The sequence below is a fragment of the bacterium genome, from assembly GCA_016703265.1.
Taxonomy (GTDB): Bacteria; Krumholzibacteriota; Krumholzibacteriia; order LZORAL124-64-63; family LZORAL124-64-63; genus CAINDZ01.
In genome coordinates this window covers 26,591-42,920 of sequence record JADJCK010000011.1, presented here as the reverse complement: position 1 = coordinate 42,920, position 16,330 = coordinate 26,591, and the positions used below count along the sequence as shown (strand labels likewise).

The window sequence follows — 16,330 nt, the reverse complement described above, 5'->3', positions numbered from 1 at the left end:
GCGGCCCGTTACTTCAGGTCGCTGGCGCAATGGGCGCAGCGCGTGGCCTTCAGCGGAATCGACGACAGGCAGAACGGGCACTCCTTCGTGGTCGGGGCGGCCGCAGCCGGCGCCGGCTCCGCGCGCTTGGCCTTGTTCATCGCCTTGACCAGCATGAACACCGAGAACGCCACGATCATGAAGCTGAAGACCTTGTTCAGGAACAGGCCCACGTTCATGGTCACGGCGCCCGCCGCCTGCGCTGCCGCCAGGGTCGGGTACGGGCCCGGCGCCGAGCCGTCCTTCAGGGCGACGAAGATGTTCGTGAAGTCGACGCCGCCCAGCAGCATGCCGATCGGCGGCATGATGATGTCCGCCACCAGCGACGCGACGATGGTCCCGAACGCGGCGCCGATGATGATACCGACGGCCATGTCCACGACATTGCCCTTCATCGCGAAATCCCGGAATTCCTTCAGCATGATCCATCCCCCTGGGATCGGCGGCACCGCCGCCGGTTCGTTTGACAACCCGGTCTGTCGGGATTCTAGGTTCCGGGCCGCGTAATCTAAAGGGAAAATGACGCTTGCGTAGTTACGAATACGGAAGATCATTAATGTGCGGTGTCGTTCCAAACTGGACGCTGACACCGGACCTGCCGGCGATTAAGATGCTGCCAACCGCGCCCTGGCGCCCGCTGCACCTGAACGGAAACGACCACCCTGAGCGCCGGCGCCGCCGCGCGGAAAGCCCTGCCGTGAAGAGTCCCCTTTCGCGAACGCTGTTGCGGGGGCGCACCCTGCGTTACAGCCTGCGCCGCAATCGGCGCACCCGACGGCCCGGCCTCGAAGTCAGCCGCCGCGACGGGCTGGTGGTCAGCATTCCCTGGCGCGCCCGCGAGGAGATCGTGCCGGAGCTGCTGCACCTGTGGTCGGACTGGCTGGTCAAGAAGCTCGACGAGTACGATGCGTGGGAGGGGCCGTGCGTGCGCGAGTACGCCACCGGCACGGAACTGCTCGTGCTCGGACGCCCCCGCCGGCTGAAGCTCAAGGCGCTCGGCCCGCGCGAGCGCGGCTATGTCGCCGAGCTCGAAGCCGACCACCTGGTACTCCACATGGCGCCCGAACGCATCCTCGATCCGCGCCCGGTCCTCGAGCAGTACCTGCGGAAGCTGGCGCGCGAGCACCTGCCGGGGCGTACCGACTACTGGGGCGATCGCGTGGGACGCTGGCCGAAGCGCGTGATCATCGGCGAGCGCACCACGCGCTGGGGCAGCTGTTCGCCGAGCGGCACCATATCCTATTGTTACCGTCTGGTGATGGCGCCGCCCGAGGTGATCGACGGCATCGTGGCCCACGAAGTCTGCCACCTGCGTCACCTGGACCACAGCCGGCGGTTCTGGGGACTGCTCGACGAAGTGTGTCCCCAGCATGTACGCGGCCGTGAGTGGTTGAACAAGCACGAGGACGACCTCATCCTTTAGGCGCTGACGCCGACCCTGTCGGCCGGCGCCGGCGCCGGGAGCCTGCCATGAGCGATCTGTATGCCCGCGAGACGACTCTGGCCCTGCTGCACGAACACACGCTGGGCGACAGCCTGCGCCGGCATGGCTGCGCCGTCGAGGCGGCCATGCGCGCAGCTGCCGTGCGCGTCGGGGCCGATCCCGTCTACTGGGGCGCTGTCGGCCTGCTGCACGACTTCGACTACGAACGCCATCCCGAGGCGCCGGACCACCCGCTGAAGGGCGCGGAGATCCTGCGCGCGCGCGGCTACCCCGAGGAGTTCGTGCGCACGATCATGTCGCACGTGACGCAGGTCGGCGTGCCGCGCGAGAACGACTGCGCGCGCTGGCTCTACGCGGTGGACGAGTTGTGCGGGTTCTGCACGGCCTGCGCGATGGTGCAGCCGGACAGGAAGATCGCCGCGGTCGAAGTGCGCTCGGTCATCAAGAAGCTGAAGAAGAAGGATTTCGCCGCCAAGGTGAATCGCGAGGAGATTGCCGAAGGCGCGCAGGAGCTGGGCTTGACGCAGGAAGAGGTCATCGCGCACGTGCTGGCGGCGCTGGCCGGCGCGGCGGACGAACTCGGATTGTGAGGACCTGAGATGTCCCGCTGGCCCGACACCCGCCTGCAGTCATTGTTCGGCTGCGAGCACCCCATCGTCCAGGGCGGCATGATCTGCAACTCGGGCGCGAAGCTCGCTGCCGCCGTCAGCAACGCCGGCGGCCTGGGCCTGGTCGGGGCCGGCAGCATGCGGCCGGACCTGTTCCGTGAACAACTGCGAAAGGCGCGCGCGTTGACCGCGCGCCCGTACGGCGTGAACATCCCGCTGCTCTATCCGCACAGTCCCGAGTGCATCGAGATCGCGCTGGCGGAAGGCGTCCGCATCTTCTTCACCAGCGCGGGCTCGCCGAAGAGGTTCATCGGCCCGCTCAAGGACGCCGGATGCGTCGTGGCCCATGTGGTGGCGCATCCCGACCTGGCCGCCAAGTGCGAGCAGGCCGGCTGCGACGCCGTGGTCTGTGAGGGCTTCGAGGCGGGCGGGCACAACGGGCGCGACGAGATCACGACCCTCGTGCTGGTGCCCGAGTGCGTGCGCGCGGTGGGTTTGCCGGTGATCGCCGCCGGCGGCGTCGCCACCGGTGCGCAGGTGGCCGCCATGCTGGCCCTCGGCGCCGCGGGCGTGCAGGTGGGCTCGCGCTTCGCCGTGACGCAGGAGTCGAGCGGCCATGCCGCCTTCAAGCAGGCCGTGGTCGACGCCGGCCCCGGCGATACGCAACTGGTGCTGAAGGCGCACGTGCCGGTGCGGTTGCTACGCAACGCATTCCGCGACCGCGTGACGGCGCTCGAGGCCGCGGGCGCCGGCCGCGAACAACTGGAAGCGGAGCTGGGCCATGGCCGCGCGCGCCGCGGCATGCTCGAAGGAGACCTGGACGAGGGTGAGCTTGAGATCGGCCAGGTGGCCGGCCTCATCGACGACATCCCCACCGCGGGCGAAGTGATGCGGCGGCTCGTGGAGGATTGCGAGCGCGCGGTCGCCCGCCTGTGCGCCCCGGGGCCAGGCCATGAACAGCGGACGTGAACCGGGCGCAGCACCCGGCGCCGGGCTTCGGCTGAGCGCCGCGGAACTGGCAGCGCGCCTGGCCGCGACCTGTCCGGAACATCATCTGGACCTGGCCGGGGCGGTGGCGCTGCCCTGCCCGTTGCCGCACGCCGATCGCTGGCGCGCCTACGTGGCCGAGGGGCGGCATGGCGGCCTGGAGTATCTGGCGCGCGACCCCGAGGCGCGCCTGGACCCGACGGCTCGCCTCGACTGGGCCACGACGCTGCTCGTCTTCGCGCAGCGGTACACCGACGGCTGGCCGGCCGCCGATCCCGACCCCAGCGCCGGCGGCCCGGCGGGCAGCGCGGACGACCCGCCCTGGACCGCACGGGTGGCCCGGTACGCGCGCGGGCTCGACTACCACGACCTGCTGAAGCGCGACATCACCAGGGCCGTGGCGACGCTGGGAGCCGCTGGGGCGCCGCCGCGGGCACGCATCTCGGTTGACACCGGGCCCTACCTGGAGCGCGAGTACGCCTGGCTGGCCGGGCTCGGCTTCCTGGGGCGCAACACGTGCCTGATCCACGAGAAGCTGGGTTCCGGCTTCTTCCTCGGCGTGGCCCTGACCGACCTGGTCGTCGACGGCCTGCCGGAAGCCGGCCTGCCGGCCCTGGAGCCGCTGTACGCCGCCCTGCCGCGCCGTCGCCATGCGACCCCCGTGGCCCCGGTCACGCGCTGTGGAAGCTGTACGCGCTGCGTGGAGGCCTGCCCGACGCAGGCCATCCTGCCGGGGGGTGGCCTGGACGCGGGGCGCTGCCTCAGTACCTGGACCATCGAGTGGCGCGGCCAGGCGCCCGCCGGCCGCGAAGCCGAACAGGGCGGGCTGCTCTTCGGTTGCGACATCTGCCAGGCCGTGTGCCCCTGGAACCTGCGCGCGGCGGCGGCGCAGCGGCCGGGGTTGCCGCCGCCACGCGAAGGCTATGCGCCGCTGGCCGCCCATGCGGAGCTCACGTTGCGGGACATCGCCGGAATTGACGATGATGTCTTCAGCGCGCTTCCGCCGCACGCCGCTCTGGCGGGCGCACCCGGACGGCTGCGCCGCAACGCCGAGCGCGTGCTGGCGAACCTGGACGCAGCCACGGCCGGGCCTCTGCCCCCGAAGGAGGCCTGACGATGCCGACATCGATGCCCGCCGCAGCCTGGTGGCGCCCGTTGCCCAACGGCCAGGCCGCGTGCGACCTGTGCCCGGTCGGCTGCCGCCTGCGCGAGGGGCAGGCCGGCCCCTGCGGCACGCGCGCGAACCGCGGCGGGGTGATGGCGCCGCTCCACTACGGGCGCATCGCGACCGCTGCCCTCGATCCCATCGAGAAGAAGCCGCTCTACCACTTCCATCCCGGCCGCGACATCCTTTCGGTAGCCGCTCCGGGCTGCAACCTGCACTGCCGGTTCTGTCAGAACTGGACGTTGAGCCAGCAGCCGGACGCGCCCACGCGCCCGGCGGCCCCCGCCGACCTGGTCGCGGCGGCCCGGCAGCAGGGATCCGTCGGCATCGCCTTCACCTACAGCGAGCCGCTGGTCTGGTATGAGTTCGTGCGCGACACGGCCATCGCCGCGCGCGCCGCCGGACTGGCCGTGGTCCTGGTCACCAACGGTTACCTGAACGAGAAGCCATTGGCCGAACTGTTGCCGCTGGTCGATGCGGCGAACATCGACCTCAAGGCGATGGACGACCGCTTCTACCGCCGCGTCTGCAAGGCCAGCCTGGCGCCGGTACTGCGGGCCATCGAGCAGTTCGTCGCGGCGGGCGTGCACCTCGAGCTGACGAACCTCGTCATTCCCGGCCACAACGACGACGAGGCAGCCATCGAGGCGCTGGTCGACTTCGTCGCCTGCCTCGGCCGCCCGGTGCCCCTGCACTTCTCCGCCTACCCCCCGGCCTGGAAGCTCACGGCACCCGCCACGCCGCGCGAAACCCTGCTGCGGGCCTGCGAACAGGCGCGCGGGCGCCTGGACTGGGTCTACACCGGCAACATCAGCAGTGCCGCCGGCCGCGACTCCCTCTGCCCCGCCTGCGGCACCCTGCTCGTCGATCGCGTCGGCTACCGCGGCGTCTCCCGCCTCCTGCCCGAAGCCACCTGCCCCGGCTGCCGCGCCCCGCAACCTTTCGTGATCTGACCCCCAGAGCTGCTCTCGTCTTGCTCTCAGTTCTTGGACAAGTGGCCGCTCGCCATTGCGCAGAGGCGGTTGTCAACAAAGGAACGGCGGGCAATCCGCAGCGCCGAAGGCGCGAGGACAGCCCGCCGTTCCTTTGTTGACAACCGCCTCTGCAAAGGCGGCAGAGGACTACTTGTTCAACACCATCTTATGAGTCGCCACCTGGCCATCAGCCCGCAGCCGCGCCAGGTACGCACCCGACGCCACCGGACGCCCGGCGTCGTCGCGACCGTCCCACTCGACGGTCCGCTCACCGGCCGCCACGGTGTCGGACAGCAGCGTCCGCACCAGGCGGCCCTGCAGGTCCAGCACGTCGATCACGGCCGGGCCCTGCTTGGCCAGGCTGAACGTGACCCGGGTGGACGGGTTGAACGGGTTCGGCGCGTTGCCGCGCAGGGCGAACACGTTCGGCACGCCGACACCGGCGACGTAGCTCTCGACGGTCAGGTCGACGGGCACGACTTCCGGCGACGATGTCGCGTTGTCGAGCACGACCATCCAGGCGTTGTAGCCGCCGTCGGCCAGCCCGGTCGTATCGAACGACAGGGTCAGCGTCTGGCCGGTGCCCTGGGGCAGGGTGCCGGTGGTCGGGGCCACGGTCAGCCAGGGCACGGTCTGGTAGATCCAGAACGGCGCGTCGCTGACGTCGGTGACCAGACCGTCGGTGCTGCCGACGCGCACCAGGCAGTCCTGCGCGGCGGGGCCCGCCAGCACGAAGGTCTCGGTGCCGTCGTTCGGCGTCGAGGCCGCCAGCGTCTCCCAGCTGCCGCCGTTGTCGCGGCTGAGCTCGACCTTGACGTCGGTCATGACCAGCGCCGACCAGTCGACCTGAAGGCTGCTGCCCACGGTCAGCACTTCGCCGCCGTTGGGCGTGAGCACCGAGGAACTCGGCTCGGGCGTGCCGCAGCAGTCGATGTCGGCCCAGAGCAGCCAGTCGCCGGCGAAGCCGTAGCCCGTGACCACGTCCTGCCAGCCTTCGCCCCACTCGTTGTAGTTCACGCAGCCCTGCGGCGTGGTGTCGACGGGGATACCCACGGGGCCGGCCGTGTTCGTGAACTCGAACACCAGGTAGTAGCTGGCGTCCATGTCCTGGCAGGCAAAATTCGTCGGCACTTCGATGTCGTAGTAGCCTTCGGTGGCGAAGCCGGAGAAGTCGTAGGTGGGCGAGGTCTCGAGGATCGCGCCCGGGCCCACGCACTCGCCACCGGAAGTGGCCAGCGACACGCGCACCTGCGGCGCCGAAGCCGGGCCCAGGTGCAGCACCATGTGGATGGCGCGCACGTTGAAGCCCGGGTTGCAGCTGCAGGTGTAGTCGGCCGGGTTGATCAGCGTGGCGTACGACTCGTTGCCGGCCCACCAGGTGGTGTAGTGACCCTGGATGTTGCCCGTGTCGTTGTTGCCGAAGACGCAGTCGCCGGCATACTTCGCCACGGCCAGCGGCCCGGCGTGCTCCAGCTTGCCGGCGGGGTTGCGCGGCGAGGCCTTGACGGGGGCCAGCCTGGCCAGCGCCTTGGCCGACGGCGCCTGGTCCATCACGTAGGCCGAGTAGACGAGCTGCGAGCCGGCCACGCCGGTATTGCTCAGGTCCACGGTCTCGGTGCCCAGCGTGTTCGTGCTCATCGTCTTGCTGACCGAGGCGGCATTCAATGTCGCGGTCGGGGGCGGCAGCTGGCGGCTGACGTCCAGCGTGAACGCCTTGTTGTCGCCGGTGACGCCGGAATTGACGACGACCAGGCCCACGCGGTTGAGGTCGGCCAGGGCCACCGACAGCGTCACGTTGGCGTCGTTGCTGCCGTCCAGCGGGATCGTCTCGATCAGGCCGCTGCCGTCGTTGCGGCGGATCACGGCCTTCAGGGCCAGGTTCGCAGTGTTGTCGCCGTTGAAGACGATCCGCAGTTCGCCGGCTTCACCCGGGGGTGAAACCGGTGCAGTGGAAGTTCTTCGCCGAAAGGTGGCTCAGCGTGCCGCTGCCGGCGTATGGGTAGGCGGCGACCGCAGTGGCCTGGCTGTTCGGGTAGTCGGCCGCTTCGCTGTAGCCCAGGCCGGTGATGGCCCGCGTGCCGCAGGCGTAGTTCCAGGCCGCGAACACGGGATAGCCGGCCGCGAGCGAGGATCCGTGTGTGGCCAGGATCGTGTTGTACGAAGTAAGCATCGGCTCGGCCTGGTGCGTGGCGCGCCACGCCCACAGGTCGACGATCACCTGGTTGCCCCAGGTCTCGCTCATCCACTGCTGGAAGATGCAGTCCTCGTAGGAGCCGGAGCCGCCGCCGTCCAGCGAGGTGCCGGGCGCGGTGATGCCGTTGCCGCCGCTCAGGTAGTTGTAGTAGTCGTTGGTGGCGTCGAAGACCAGGTCCTCGGCCCACGTGCCGTCCAGCTCGACCCAGCCGCCTTCGCTCCACAGCGACGTGCGGTACTGGGAGGCATGCTTGAACTCGTGCGCGCAGGTCACCTTGGCCGCGCCGAGTGCATCGCCGTCGGGATCGTCATTGGCCGGGAAGCCGACGTAGTCGTTTTCCAGCACGATGCGTGTCGTAGAGCCCGTGACGGTGGTGTAACCGTAGGTGCCGCCCTGGTTGGTGAAGCTGATGTTGTAGTAGGGGCTGTGCAGCGGTCCGGTAAAGCCCAGCGTCGTGATCTCCACGTTCCAGGAAGTGTCCAGATAGCTGGCGATGCGCTCGATGTAGTCGGGCACGCCGTTGGCAGGATTCGTATCCGCCGCCGGGACGCCGTTACCCCCAGCTGTCACGTAGGTCAGCTGAAAGAACCCGGACGGGCTGATATAGGACAGCTTGTCCCCGCCCGGCTCGGCCAGGTAACCGTCGATCGCCGCGACGACGTCGGCGCGCAGGCTGCCGCGCACCGCGTTGAACTCGATGATCAGCGGCGTGGCGCAGCGGATGGGTGTGCGCTCGTCCGGCTGGTATTCGGCCGGCAGCTTGTCGCCGTCGAACACGTACTGGAACCGGTAGAGCAGCGCGAGATCGTCATCGATGGCGCCGGATTTCAGCGCGGCATCGATGCGGGCGAACTGGGGCAGCGACTCATGCGCCACGGCGGTCGTGGCCAGGCAGAGCAGCAGGGACAGGGCGAGCAGGAACCTACGGGACATTTCGGCCTCCTGGGGTGATAAGCCGGGCTCAGGAAAGGTGGCTGACCGGCCACCCGCAGTCCGGGCAGGCTACGGGAAGATACGGGGAGAAAGTCACGAATGCGTGGCAGCCGAGGAAATTCCGGAGGAACCGGTGCTGTTGACCGGTTGGATTCAGCCGCCCGTGTGCGAGACGCGCACCACGGTGGCGATGCCACCGCGCACGAACCACTCGCCGCGGATGTCCATCCGCCGCGGGCGCGTGGCGGCGACCAGGTCATCGAGGATCTGGTTCGTGACCTTCTCGTGGAAGGCGCCCTCGTCCCGGAACGACCACAGGTACAGCTTCAGGGACTTCAGCTCCACGCACTTGCGGTCCGGGACATACGTGATCACGAAGCGCGCGAAGTCGGGCTGGCCGGTCAGCGGGCACAGGCAGGTGAACTCCGGGCACTCGAACTCGATCTCGTAGTCCCGCTCGGGGACCGGATTGGGAAACGTCTTCAGCTTCCGGGACGGGCGGCTGGCCATGCGGCAATCCTCGCTCAGGATCGGGTCAGGTGCGAACGAAGGCCCCAAGGTATCGCTTGCCCGCGCGCCGGGCAACGGCGGACCACGGGGCGGGACGGAAAGGGGCCCCGGGAGTTCCCGGGGCCCCTCGGTTCGAAGCCGTCCACGAACGTGAACAGCAACTCGAGCCAACTAGCGGAACATCGCCTTCACGTCGCCGAACGACTCGGTCTCGATCGCAACGGCGCCGTCGGAGCTGAAGTTGAAGCTGTACGTGCCACAGGCGGCCGTGCCCCACGAATCGAGGACCAGGATCACGGTCTGGGCCGCGCCGGTCGTGTTCGTGTAGGTCAGGGTCTCCATGTCGCCGCCCAGCGTGTCGTCGGCGAAGCCCAGGCAGGCGGCGCCGGGAGCGCAGGAGTCGAGCAGCCACAGGGCGCCGTCTTCGAGGTCGTAGGTCACGTCGGCCGTGAAGTAGCCGCCGGCCGGGATCTGGATCTCGTAGTAGTGCTCGAGGCCGTTCTCGGTGTACAGGCCGCAGGCGTTGGTGGCGATGTTGTTGTAGCCGTCGCAGGTGTCACCCGTGAAGTAGGTGCCCGTGACGTCCTGGATCAGTTCGCACATCGTCGGGGGAGCGACGAACGGGGTCGTCGTGAAGGTCAGCGTGAACGCGCCAGCGGCGCCGCCGTAGCCGTCCACCACGAAGAAGAACTCGCCGGGGAAGGGCTCGGACACGAACACGCCCGAATCCACGACGATGAGGCAGCCCAGCGCCTCGTCACAAACGTCCAGCACGGCGATGTCGAGGTCGACGGCGCTCGTGACGCCGACTTCCCAGGTCACGTCCGCGGGGAAGGTGACATGGTAGACGACTTCGCCGCCGCTCTCGGTCCAGGCGCTGCAGCCGTAGGTCGACACGTTGTTCACGGCGCCCACGTTGGTGCCGTTGTACACGCCGACGTTCAGGTCGACTTCAATGGCGCCGCTGCAGTCGAGCAGGCCCTGGGTGCTCTGCATGCCGATGACCGGGGTCTTGGCGGTCGGGAACTTGCCGGTGTTCTCATGCAGGTCGGCGGCGACGGCGGCGCCGGCCAGCGACAGCACGGCAGCCGCGGTCAGAATCGATTTCAAGATGCGCATGGATCTCTCCCCCCGAGGGAATAAACAGGTTGTCTGCGACGAAACGGCGGATGCCGAACGCCGATGATGGACCGGAGCTGCATCGTCTTGGCGAGGATGTCGGGCGCCGGACTTTGTGATCATGCCATAAGGCGTGGGCATCATTCAAGGGCGAAACGACAAAAAAACCGTGACAATTTACATTGGTTGCAATTGCGTGACAAACATCAGTCGCAAAAGCCAAAACAGTACCTGTGATGACAAAAAGGCCCCCGCCAGGTGGCGGGGGCCCGTCATCTCCGGACGTCAGGGACGCTACTTGACCAGCGCCATGCGCCCGACGGCACGGTGCCCGCCGCCGTTGACCTCGTAGAAGTAGACGCCCGCGGCCACCGGCTGCCCGGCATGGTCGTCGCCCGTCCAGACGACGTCGTGCGCCTGGGCGCCGAGTTCCTCGTCCAGCAGCGTCTTCACGTGGCGGCCCGCCAGGTCGAAGATCGTGACCGTCGTCCGCGCGGCCGCCGGCAGCGCGAAGCGGATCGTCGTCTTCGGGTTGAAGGGATTGGGGAAGTTCTGGTCGACCCGGAACGCCAGCGGCAGGGCGCCGTCGTCGCCCGGCACGGGCGAAGCGACACACGAGCCCAGCAGCGCACCGATCTGCCCGCACGCCCCGCTGTTTTCGGGACGGCACAGCGAGGCGGACTGCAGCTGGAAGTTGCCGCCCGCCGCATCGCAGAACAGCGGGTCCACCGCGATGTTGCCGCCGGTCCCAGTCGGGTCCGCGATGCCGGTCCAGCCGCTGTTCTGGTTGCCGAACACGTCGTTGCACGTCGGCGCGGACGAGCTGCCCACCAGGGCAAAGCCGTTGCCGAACGAGGCCCCGCCGATATTGCCGGCCGAGATGTTGTTGCTGATGGCCGGCGAGCAGTTGGCGACGTACGCGCCGCCGCCGCCTGCGCCGCCCGTGTTGCCGTAGACGGTGTTGCCGGTGATGCCGCTGTTCGGGCAGTTGTCGTAGTGGACGCCGCCGCCCCAGAAAATGCCCGAGTTGCCGTTGATCACACTGTTCGACAACGTGGCATCGGTGCAACCCACCAGCGCGATGCCGCCGCCAACCTGCGCCTGGTTGCCGCTCACGACCAGGTTGGACAGCGTTGCCAGGGTGCCGCCGGTGGCCTGCAGGCCGCCTCCAAACATGAAGGTCGAGGCGGCCGTCTTGTCGTTGCCCACGAAACTCGTGCCGTCGGCGTTCAGCGAGCCGCCCGTCTGGTACATGCCGCCGCCGCCGGTCTTGGCCGTGTTGCCGGAGATCGTGCAGTTCTCGACGGTCATTGCCGACATGACGCCGGCGCCGCCGGCATAGATGCCGCCGCCGAGATCGGCGTTGGCATGTCCACTGACCGTGCAGCCGCTCAGGTACGGAGTCGCGCCGTGCGCATAGAAACCGCCGCCGCGCGGCGGGTAGGATGCGTTGCTCGTCACCAGGACGTTGTCCGTGATGGTGCAGTTGGTGAACGTCGGCGCGCCGCCGCTGGCGAAGACACCGGCGCCGTAGACGCCCGTGTTGCCGAAGATCTCGCAGTTCTCGAGCAGAGCCGAGGAGTTCGCCAGCAGCACGCCGCCGCCGCAGCCGAGCTGGCTGCTGCTGCCCACCGTGTTGCCGTGGATCTTCAGGTTGCGCAGGATCGGCGACACCAGGTTGACCAGGACGCCGCCGGCGCACCGCGTGTTCGGCGCGATGATCGACATGTTCTGGCCCGTGCCGCCGGTGATCTCGAACCCGTCCACCTCGGTTGTCTGCGTGATGGCTCCGGAGAAAGTGAGCTGCACGCCCGAGCCGCCGCTGATCAGCGTGTGGCCTCCGACGAGATCGCGGGTCGTGTAGGAGGCATCGTAGCCGCCGAAGACCTTCAGCCCCTTGCCGAAGACGGTGAACGGGCTGGCGACGACGGCACTGCCGAGCACCTTGACGGTGTCGCCGGCAGCGGCGCCGTTCATGGCGTCGAACATCGACGGGAACTCCTGCGGGTACTGGTGCACGTTGTCGCCCAGCGCCTTCAGCAGGTTCACGCGGCCGGAGCCGAGCTTGCCCTCGAAGCCGGGATTGACGGCATCGATGGGATCGGCGCTCGACTGGATCAGGGCCGCCACCTGCGAGGCGGTGTACTCGGGATGCGCCGACCAGATCAGCGCGCAGGCGCCGGCCGTGATCGGGCTCGAGAAGCTGGTGCCCTGCGTCGCTTCGTAGGTGCTCAGGCCGCTCGTGTAGTGGTAGGCGGTCGTGTTGATGCCCTCGCCCGGCGCCGCCACGTCGACCCAGGTGCCGTACGACGAGAACGACGCCCTGGCATCGCCGGAGCCGGTCGCGGCCACGGCCAGGATGCGGTCGTCCGACAAGCCCTGCAGGTAGCCGGCCACCTCGTCGTTCTCGTTGCCCGCCGCCACGCAGATCACCATGCCGGAATTGAGCGCGGCGGTGATCGCGTTGGCGAACGCGGTCGTGAAGCCCGTGCCATACGACAGGTTGATGATGTCGGCATCGTTATTGGCGGCGTACATGAAGCCTGAGGCCATCAAGGACGCGTAGGAGACGCCATTGCCGTCGGGCTGCAGGAACCCGATGCGGATCGCCATGATCTTGCAGCCGGGTGCGATCGCCGCGACGCCGACCCCGTTGTTGGTCAAGGGCGAGATGCAGCCCGACACCAGCGTGCCGTGGCCGCCGAAATCCATGGGGTCATTGTCGGCGGGAGTGAAGTCCTCGCCGGGCATCACCAGCGTTGAGGACACGTTCACGAAGTCCCAGCCGCGGATGTCGTCCACGAAGCCGTTGCCGTCGTCGTCCACCATCGCCGTGCCGTAGTACTCTTCCCAGTTGGTCCACAGCGCGCCGTTCACCTTGTCCGGGTGCGGGCCGCCGAGGTCGGGGTGGTGCCAGTCCACGCCGGAATCGAGCACGGCGACGACCACGTTCGAGTCGCCCAGCGATTCGGACCAGCCGCCCACGGCGCGCGTGTCGCCGCCGCCGGCCGACATGTTCCGCAGGTGCCACTGGTTCGTCAGGTCGTTCGGCAGGTAGGCGGTGCCATGCGATTCGAGAAGCAGGTCCTGCTCGACGGTCGTTACAAAGGGCAGGGCCCGGAGCGAGGCCATGATTTCGGCATCGCGCCCGAGGTCGTCGTGCATCAGCAGGTAGTGCCGCGCGAACTCGCGCCGCATCGCCGCATCCTTGGCCGCGCCGGACGTGCCGGCAAACAGCGGCTCGAGGGCGAGGGCGCGATGGCCGGCCAGCACGGCGTCCAGGGCCGGCATTCCGGTGCGCAGGCCGCCGGCCGCCTTGCCGTCGATCGCCGGCGTCGCCACCGGCGTGGTGCCGGGCTCGAAGGTGATCAGGATGCGCCCGGGCACGGGCACCGGCGCGGCCGCCATAACAGCCACTGGCAGAACCAGCGCCACTATCAGGCTCAGCGACAGCAAGTGAAGGGGCGACGACTTCTTCATGGAAAACTCCCACGGGCCGGCACATGACCGCTCGGCCCCGTCTGAGGGTTCTTGGCTGAAACGACTGTCCGCATCCGCCTGGGCGGGCCGGATCCCCCCGGACCGGCCTCTGCGCTTGATCCGTCGACTACTGCTGAATCGACAAGGCACGGCGCCTGATGTAATGATACCGCAGACCTGCGATTTGATCAATATTGCACCTGCCAAACCAACAAATTTCCGGCAAGGGGGCGGTTGGCCCCTGACGCAGCCGTTGCCGGGAACGAGGCTTTGAAAGGCCAACCTCTTGAAATCACGCGAGATCCTGTTCCTCGAACCCTGGGATGACGGCTCGCACCGGGCCTTCCGCGAGGGCCTGCTGGCCTGCTCCCGGCATCGCTTCACCGTTCTTTCGCTCCCGGGCCGTTTCTGGAAATGGCGCATGCGGGCGGCCGCGGCCTGGTTCGCCGATCGCCTGAACGAGCAGCCGCCGGCCGCCGGGCTCATCCTGACCACCGGCTTCCTGAACGTGGCCGACCTGCGCGGCCTCCTGCGCCCGCCGCTGGATCGCCTGCCGGTCGTTCTCTACATGCACGAGAACCAGCTGACCTATCCGTTGAGCCCGCTCGAGGAGTTCGACTTCCACTTCGGGTTCACCAACATCATCAGCTGCCTCGCGGCCGATCGCGTGGTGTTCAATTCGGCCTGGCACCGCGACCTGTTCCTGGAGGCCATTCCGGCGTTCCTGAACCGCATGCCCGAAGCCGTGCCGAAGGATGTGCCGGCGCGCATCCGCGATCGCAGCGAGGTCATCCCCGTCGGGTTGGAGCGGCTACCGCTGCCGAAGGGACACTTTCCCCAGTACCGGGGCGGGCGCTGCGCGCCCGAGGCCGGGCCGCGCTGGCCGCGCGGCGAGCGGCCGCTGCTCCTGTGGAACCATCGCTGGGAGTTCGACAAGCGGCCGGAGATGTTCGCGCAGGCGCTTACGGCCCTGCTGGACCGCGGCCTCGATTTCGAGGTGGCGCTGCTCGGCGATCCGGCGGGGCGGGAAGAGGTGTTCGCGCCTGTGGCCGAGCGCCTCGGGGCGCGCTGCCGCGCCTTCGCCTGGATTCCCGAACGGCGCACCTACGAGGCGTGGCTGGCGGCAGCCGATATCGTGGTCAGTTGCGCGGCACAGGAGTACTTCGGCGTCTCCGTGGCCGAGGCCATCCACGCCGGCGCTTATGCCGTGCTGCAGCGCGGGCAGGTCTATCCATCGCTTTACGGCCCCGGCTGCAAGGGGCGTCACTTCTACGAGGACCAGGCGGGCCTGGAAGAGCTGCTGGCGATGCTGATCGCCGGCGATGCCTGCGGCCACGTCTGCGGGCTCGACTGCCTGGCTGACCAGTGGACCTGGTCGCGGGTGGGGCCGCAGCTCGACGCCCTGCTGGCAGCCTGCGACGGCAAGGCGCGCCGATAGTCGTCGCCGGCCGCCCGCCGGGGCGGGCCGGGTCGCCGCGGTCCGCAGCCGGGCACGACGGCGGGAGCGGGCGCGCCTTTCCCGGTCTGCTCCCAATCGATGCTGGCGCGGGGACGCCGCAGGTCGTATTTATTGGCCAAGTTCGATAATTGGCCCAGTTCTCATATTGGCCAGGTTCGCTTGGCGACGCCACCTGACAGGAACACGTGTGAACGACGGCGGCTCGAGGCCCCAGGGCAACAACTCCGGCAACCAGGGCGGCGGCGGCAATCGCGGCGGCGGTCGCCTGCGTGGCACCGGGCGTGAGCCCGGCCGCATCGCGCGCGTTCCTTCCGGCGGCGGCAGCGGAGGTGGCGGCAGTGGCGGCGGCAGCGGCAGCGGCGGTCAGAACCGTCGTCCGGGTCCGCCGCGCAGGGGGCCCAGTTCCTCCGGTCCCAATGCGCCGGGTCCGATGCCCTCTGGTTCCGTGTCGGGCAACGCCGCGATGTCCGGCCCCGGTGGCCCGCCCATGGCGGGCAACGCGAACATGGGCGGCAACTCGAGCGGTCCGCCGGCGCGCCCCAATTATCCGTCGGCCCCCGAGCCGATGCCCGCCGACCCGGTCGTGACGCCCGAGGCCCAGGCCCTGGCCCTGACCGCCTGGGACCTGGCCCGTACGCGCGGTGACCGCGAAGACACGCCGCGCGGCCAGATCATGACGCTGCGCACGCACCAGAAGCTGATCGCCGCCTTCGAGGCGGGACGCCACATTCCCGAGGAAGATCGAACCTTCCTGCGCGTGCGCGAGAACGCCCGCGGTTCGTTCCTGCTCATCCACGGCATGTCCACGGGGCCGGCCGACCTGCGCGGCCTGGCGCGCCACCTCGGCGACAACGAGTGCAACGTGTGGGTGCTCCGCCTGCCTGAACTGGGCGCGGTGCCCGGCGCCCTGAGCCACGCTTCGTGGGAATCGTCGCTGCTGCAGGCGCGACAGCGCTGCCAGATGCTCAGTCGTGGCGGCGGCAAGCTGCACGTGGTGGGCCTGGGCTATGGCGCAGCGCTGGCGCTGCATCTGGCCAGCCGCAGCGAGATGATCAGCAGCCTCGTGCTGCTGGCGCCGGCGCTCATGCCGCGCGTGTCGGCGTTCCAGAGGCAGCTCGTGCGGTTCCGCCTGCATCGCCTGGCGATGTTCCGCAAGTGGCTCGGCGTCAACGCCGACCTGCTCGAGGGCATGGATACGGCGCGCAGCCGCGTCGGCCGGGTGCAGGTTCCCATCTATGCCGCGCAGTGCGACGACGACGATCGCGCCTCGCCTCTTTCGCTGCGGTTCCTGCAGCGCAAGGCGCACAATCGCGATTCGCGGTTCCAGGTGTTCCCCACGGGCGGACACGCCATTCTCGCCGCCCACGGCGAGCGCGTGCTTTACGGCGAGATCCTCAAGTTCTGCGGGATCAAGTAGC

General features: G+C 69.0%; 13 protein-coding genes. 7 read left to right on the top strand and 6 right to left on the bottom strand.

From position 1 onward, the window contains the following. Positions 1-8: 8 nt before the first annotated feature. Positions 9-461 carry a large-conductance mechanosensitive channel protein MscL gene (mscL, locus tag IPG61_17735; protein ID MBK6735875.1) on the bottom strand — a complete coding sequence of 151 codons (453 nt, stop codon included), beginning with the start codon at positions 459-461 and terminating at the stop codon, positions 9-11. A 275-nt stretch (positions 462-736) separates the two neighbouring features. On the opposite strand from mscL, the gene IPG61_17730 reads away from it, so the two are divergent. The 5 genes from IPG61_17730 to amrS are packed head-to-tail and all read left to right on the top strand — an operon-like array spanning position 737 to position 5,196. After that, positions 737-1,462 carry a M48 family metallopeptidase gene (locus IPG61_17730; protein MBK6735874.1) on the top strand — a complete coding sequence of 242 codons (726 nt, stop codon included), beginning with the start codon at positions 737-739 and terminating at the stop codon, positions 1,460-1,462. A 47-nt stretch (positions 1,463-1,509) separates the two neighbouring features. Beyond that, positions 1,510-2,073, top strand: coding sequence for an HDIG domain-containing protein (locus tag IPG61_17725; GenBank protein ID MBK6735873.1), 564 nt, complete (start codon positions 1,510-1,512; stop codon positions 2,071-2,073). Positions 2,074-2,082: 9 nt separating this feature from the next. Next, entirely contained in the window at positions 2,083-3,060 is a 978-nt protein-coding gene (locus tag IPG61_17720; GenBank protein ID MBK6735872.1) for a nitronate monooxygenase, read from the top strand. Beyond that, positions 3,044-4,192, top strand: a complete 1,149-nt coding sequence (locus IPG61_17715) for a DUF1730 domain-containing protein (protein MBK6735871.1) — start codon at positions 3,044-3,046, stop codon at positions 4,190-4,192. The genes IPG61_17720 and IPG61_17715 overlap by 17 nt, the downstream gene beginning before the upstream one ends. Positions 4,193-4,206: 14 nt before the next feature. Next, positions 4,207-5,196: an AmmeMemoRadiSam system radical SAM enzyme gene (gene amrS, locus IPG61_17710; GenBank protein MBK6735870.1), complete on the top strand. Its 990-nt coding sequence runs from the start codon at positions 4,207-4,209 to the stop codon at positions 5,194-5,196. A gap of 168 nt (positions 5,197-5,364) precedes the next feature. Here the strand turns inward: amrS and IPG61_17705 are convergent, their stop codons facing one another. The 5 genes from IPG61_17705 to IPG61_17685 form a co-directional block, all read right to left on the bottom strand. Continuing rightward, the gene (locus IPG61_17705) at positions 5,365-7,080 is read right to left on the bottom strand and encodes a T9SS type A sorting domain-containing protein (protein MBK6735869.1); all 1,716 of its coding nucleotides are present in this window, start codon (positions 7,078-7,080) and stop codon (positions 5,365-5,367) included. 61 nt (positions 7,081-7,141) lie between these two features. Beyond that, positions 7,142-8,344, bottom strand: a complete 1,203-nt coding sequence (locus tag IPG61_17700) for a hypothetical protein (GenBank protein ID MBK6735868.1) — start codon at positions 8,342-8,344, stop codon at positions 7,142-7,144. A gap of 153 nt (positions 8,345-8,497) precedes the next feature. After that, complete coding sequence (gene queF, locus IPG61_17695; GenBank protein MBK6735867.1) at positions 8,498-8,854, bottom strand: NADPH-dependent 7-cyano-7-deazaguanine reductase QueF; 357 nt, start codon at positions 8,852-8,854, stop codon at positions 8,498-8,500. Between the two features lie 171 nt (positions 8,855-9,025). Continuing rightward, complete coding sequence (locus IPG61_17690) at positions 9,026-9,973, bottom strand: hypothetical protein (protein MBK6735866.1); 948 nt, start codon at positions 9,971-9,973, stop codon at positions 9,026-9,028. A 294-nt stretch (positions 9,974-10,267) separates the two neighbouring features. Further along, entirely contained in the window at positions 10,268-13,453 is a 3,186-nt protein-coding gene (locus tag IPG61_17685) for a S8 family serine peptidase (GenBank protein ID MBK6735865.1), read from the bottom strand. A gap of 286 nt (positions 13,454-13,739) precedes the next feature. Here IPG61_17685 and IPG61_17680 point away from each other — a divergent pair, with 286 nt between their 5' ends. Together IPG61_17680 and IPG61_17675 are read left to right on the top strand one after the other, a co-directional pair. Beyond that, on the top strand, positions 13,740-14,891 hold the full coding sequence (locus IPG61_17680; protein MBK6735864.1) for a DUF3524 domain-containing protein: 1,152 nt from the start codon (positions 13,740-13,742) through the stop codon (positions 14,889-14,891). Positions 14,892-15,099: 208 nt separating this feature from the next. Beyond that, entirely contained in the window at positions 15,100-16,329 is a 1,230-nt protein-coding gene (locus tag IPG61_17675) for an alpha/beta hydrolase (GenBank protein MBK6735863.1), read from the top strand. Position 16,330: the final 1 nt, after the last annotated feature.

Coding starts and splice junctions, on each gene's coding strand:
- IPG61_17720 (MBK6735872.1), top strand. CDS start 2,083: ATGTCCCGCTGGCCCGACACCCGCCTGCAGTCATTGTTCGGCTGCGAG.
- IPG61_17700 (MBK6735868.1), bottom strand. CDS start 8,344: ATGTCCCGTAGGTTCCTGCTCGCCCTGTCCCTGCTGCTCTGCCTGGCC.
- queF (MBK6735867.1), bottom strand. CDS start 8,854: ATGGCCAGCCGCCCGTCCCGGAAGCTGAAGACGTTTCCCAATCCGGTC.
- amrS (MBK6735870.1), top strand. CDS start 4,207: ATGCCCGCCGCAGCCTGGTGGCGCCCGTTGCCCAACGGCCAGGCCGCG.
- IPG61_17715 (MBK6735871.1), top strand. CDS start 3,044: ATGAACAGCGGACGTGAACCGGGCGCAGCACCCGGCGCCGGGCTTCGG.
- IPG61_17690 (MBK6735866.1), bottom strand. CDS start 9,973: ATGCGCATCTTGAAATCGATTCTGACCGCGGCTGCCGTGCTGTCGCTG.
- IPG61_17685 (MBK6735865.1), bottom strand. CDS start 13,453: ATGAAGAAGTCGTCGCCCCTTCACTTGCTGTCGCTGAGCCTGATAGTG.
- mscL (MBK6735875.1), bottom strand. CDS start 461: ATGCTGAAGGAATTCCGGGATTTCGCGATGAAGGGCAATGTCGTGGAC.
- IPG61_17725 (MBK6735873.1), top strand. CDS start 1,510: ATGAGCGATCTGTATGCCCGCGAGACGACTCTGGCCCTGCTGCACGAA.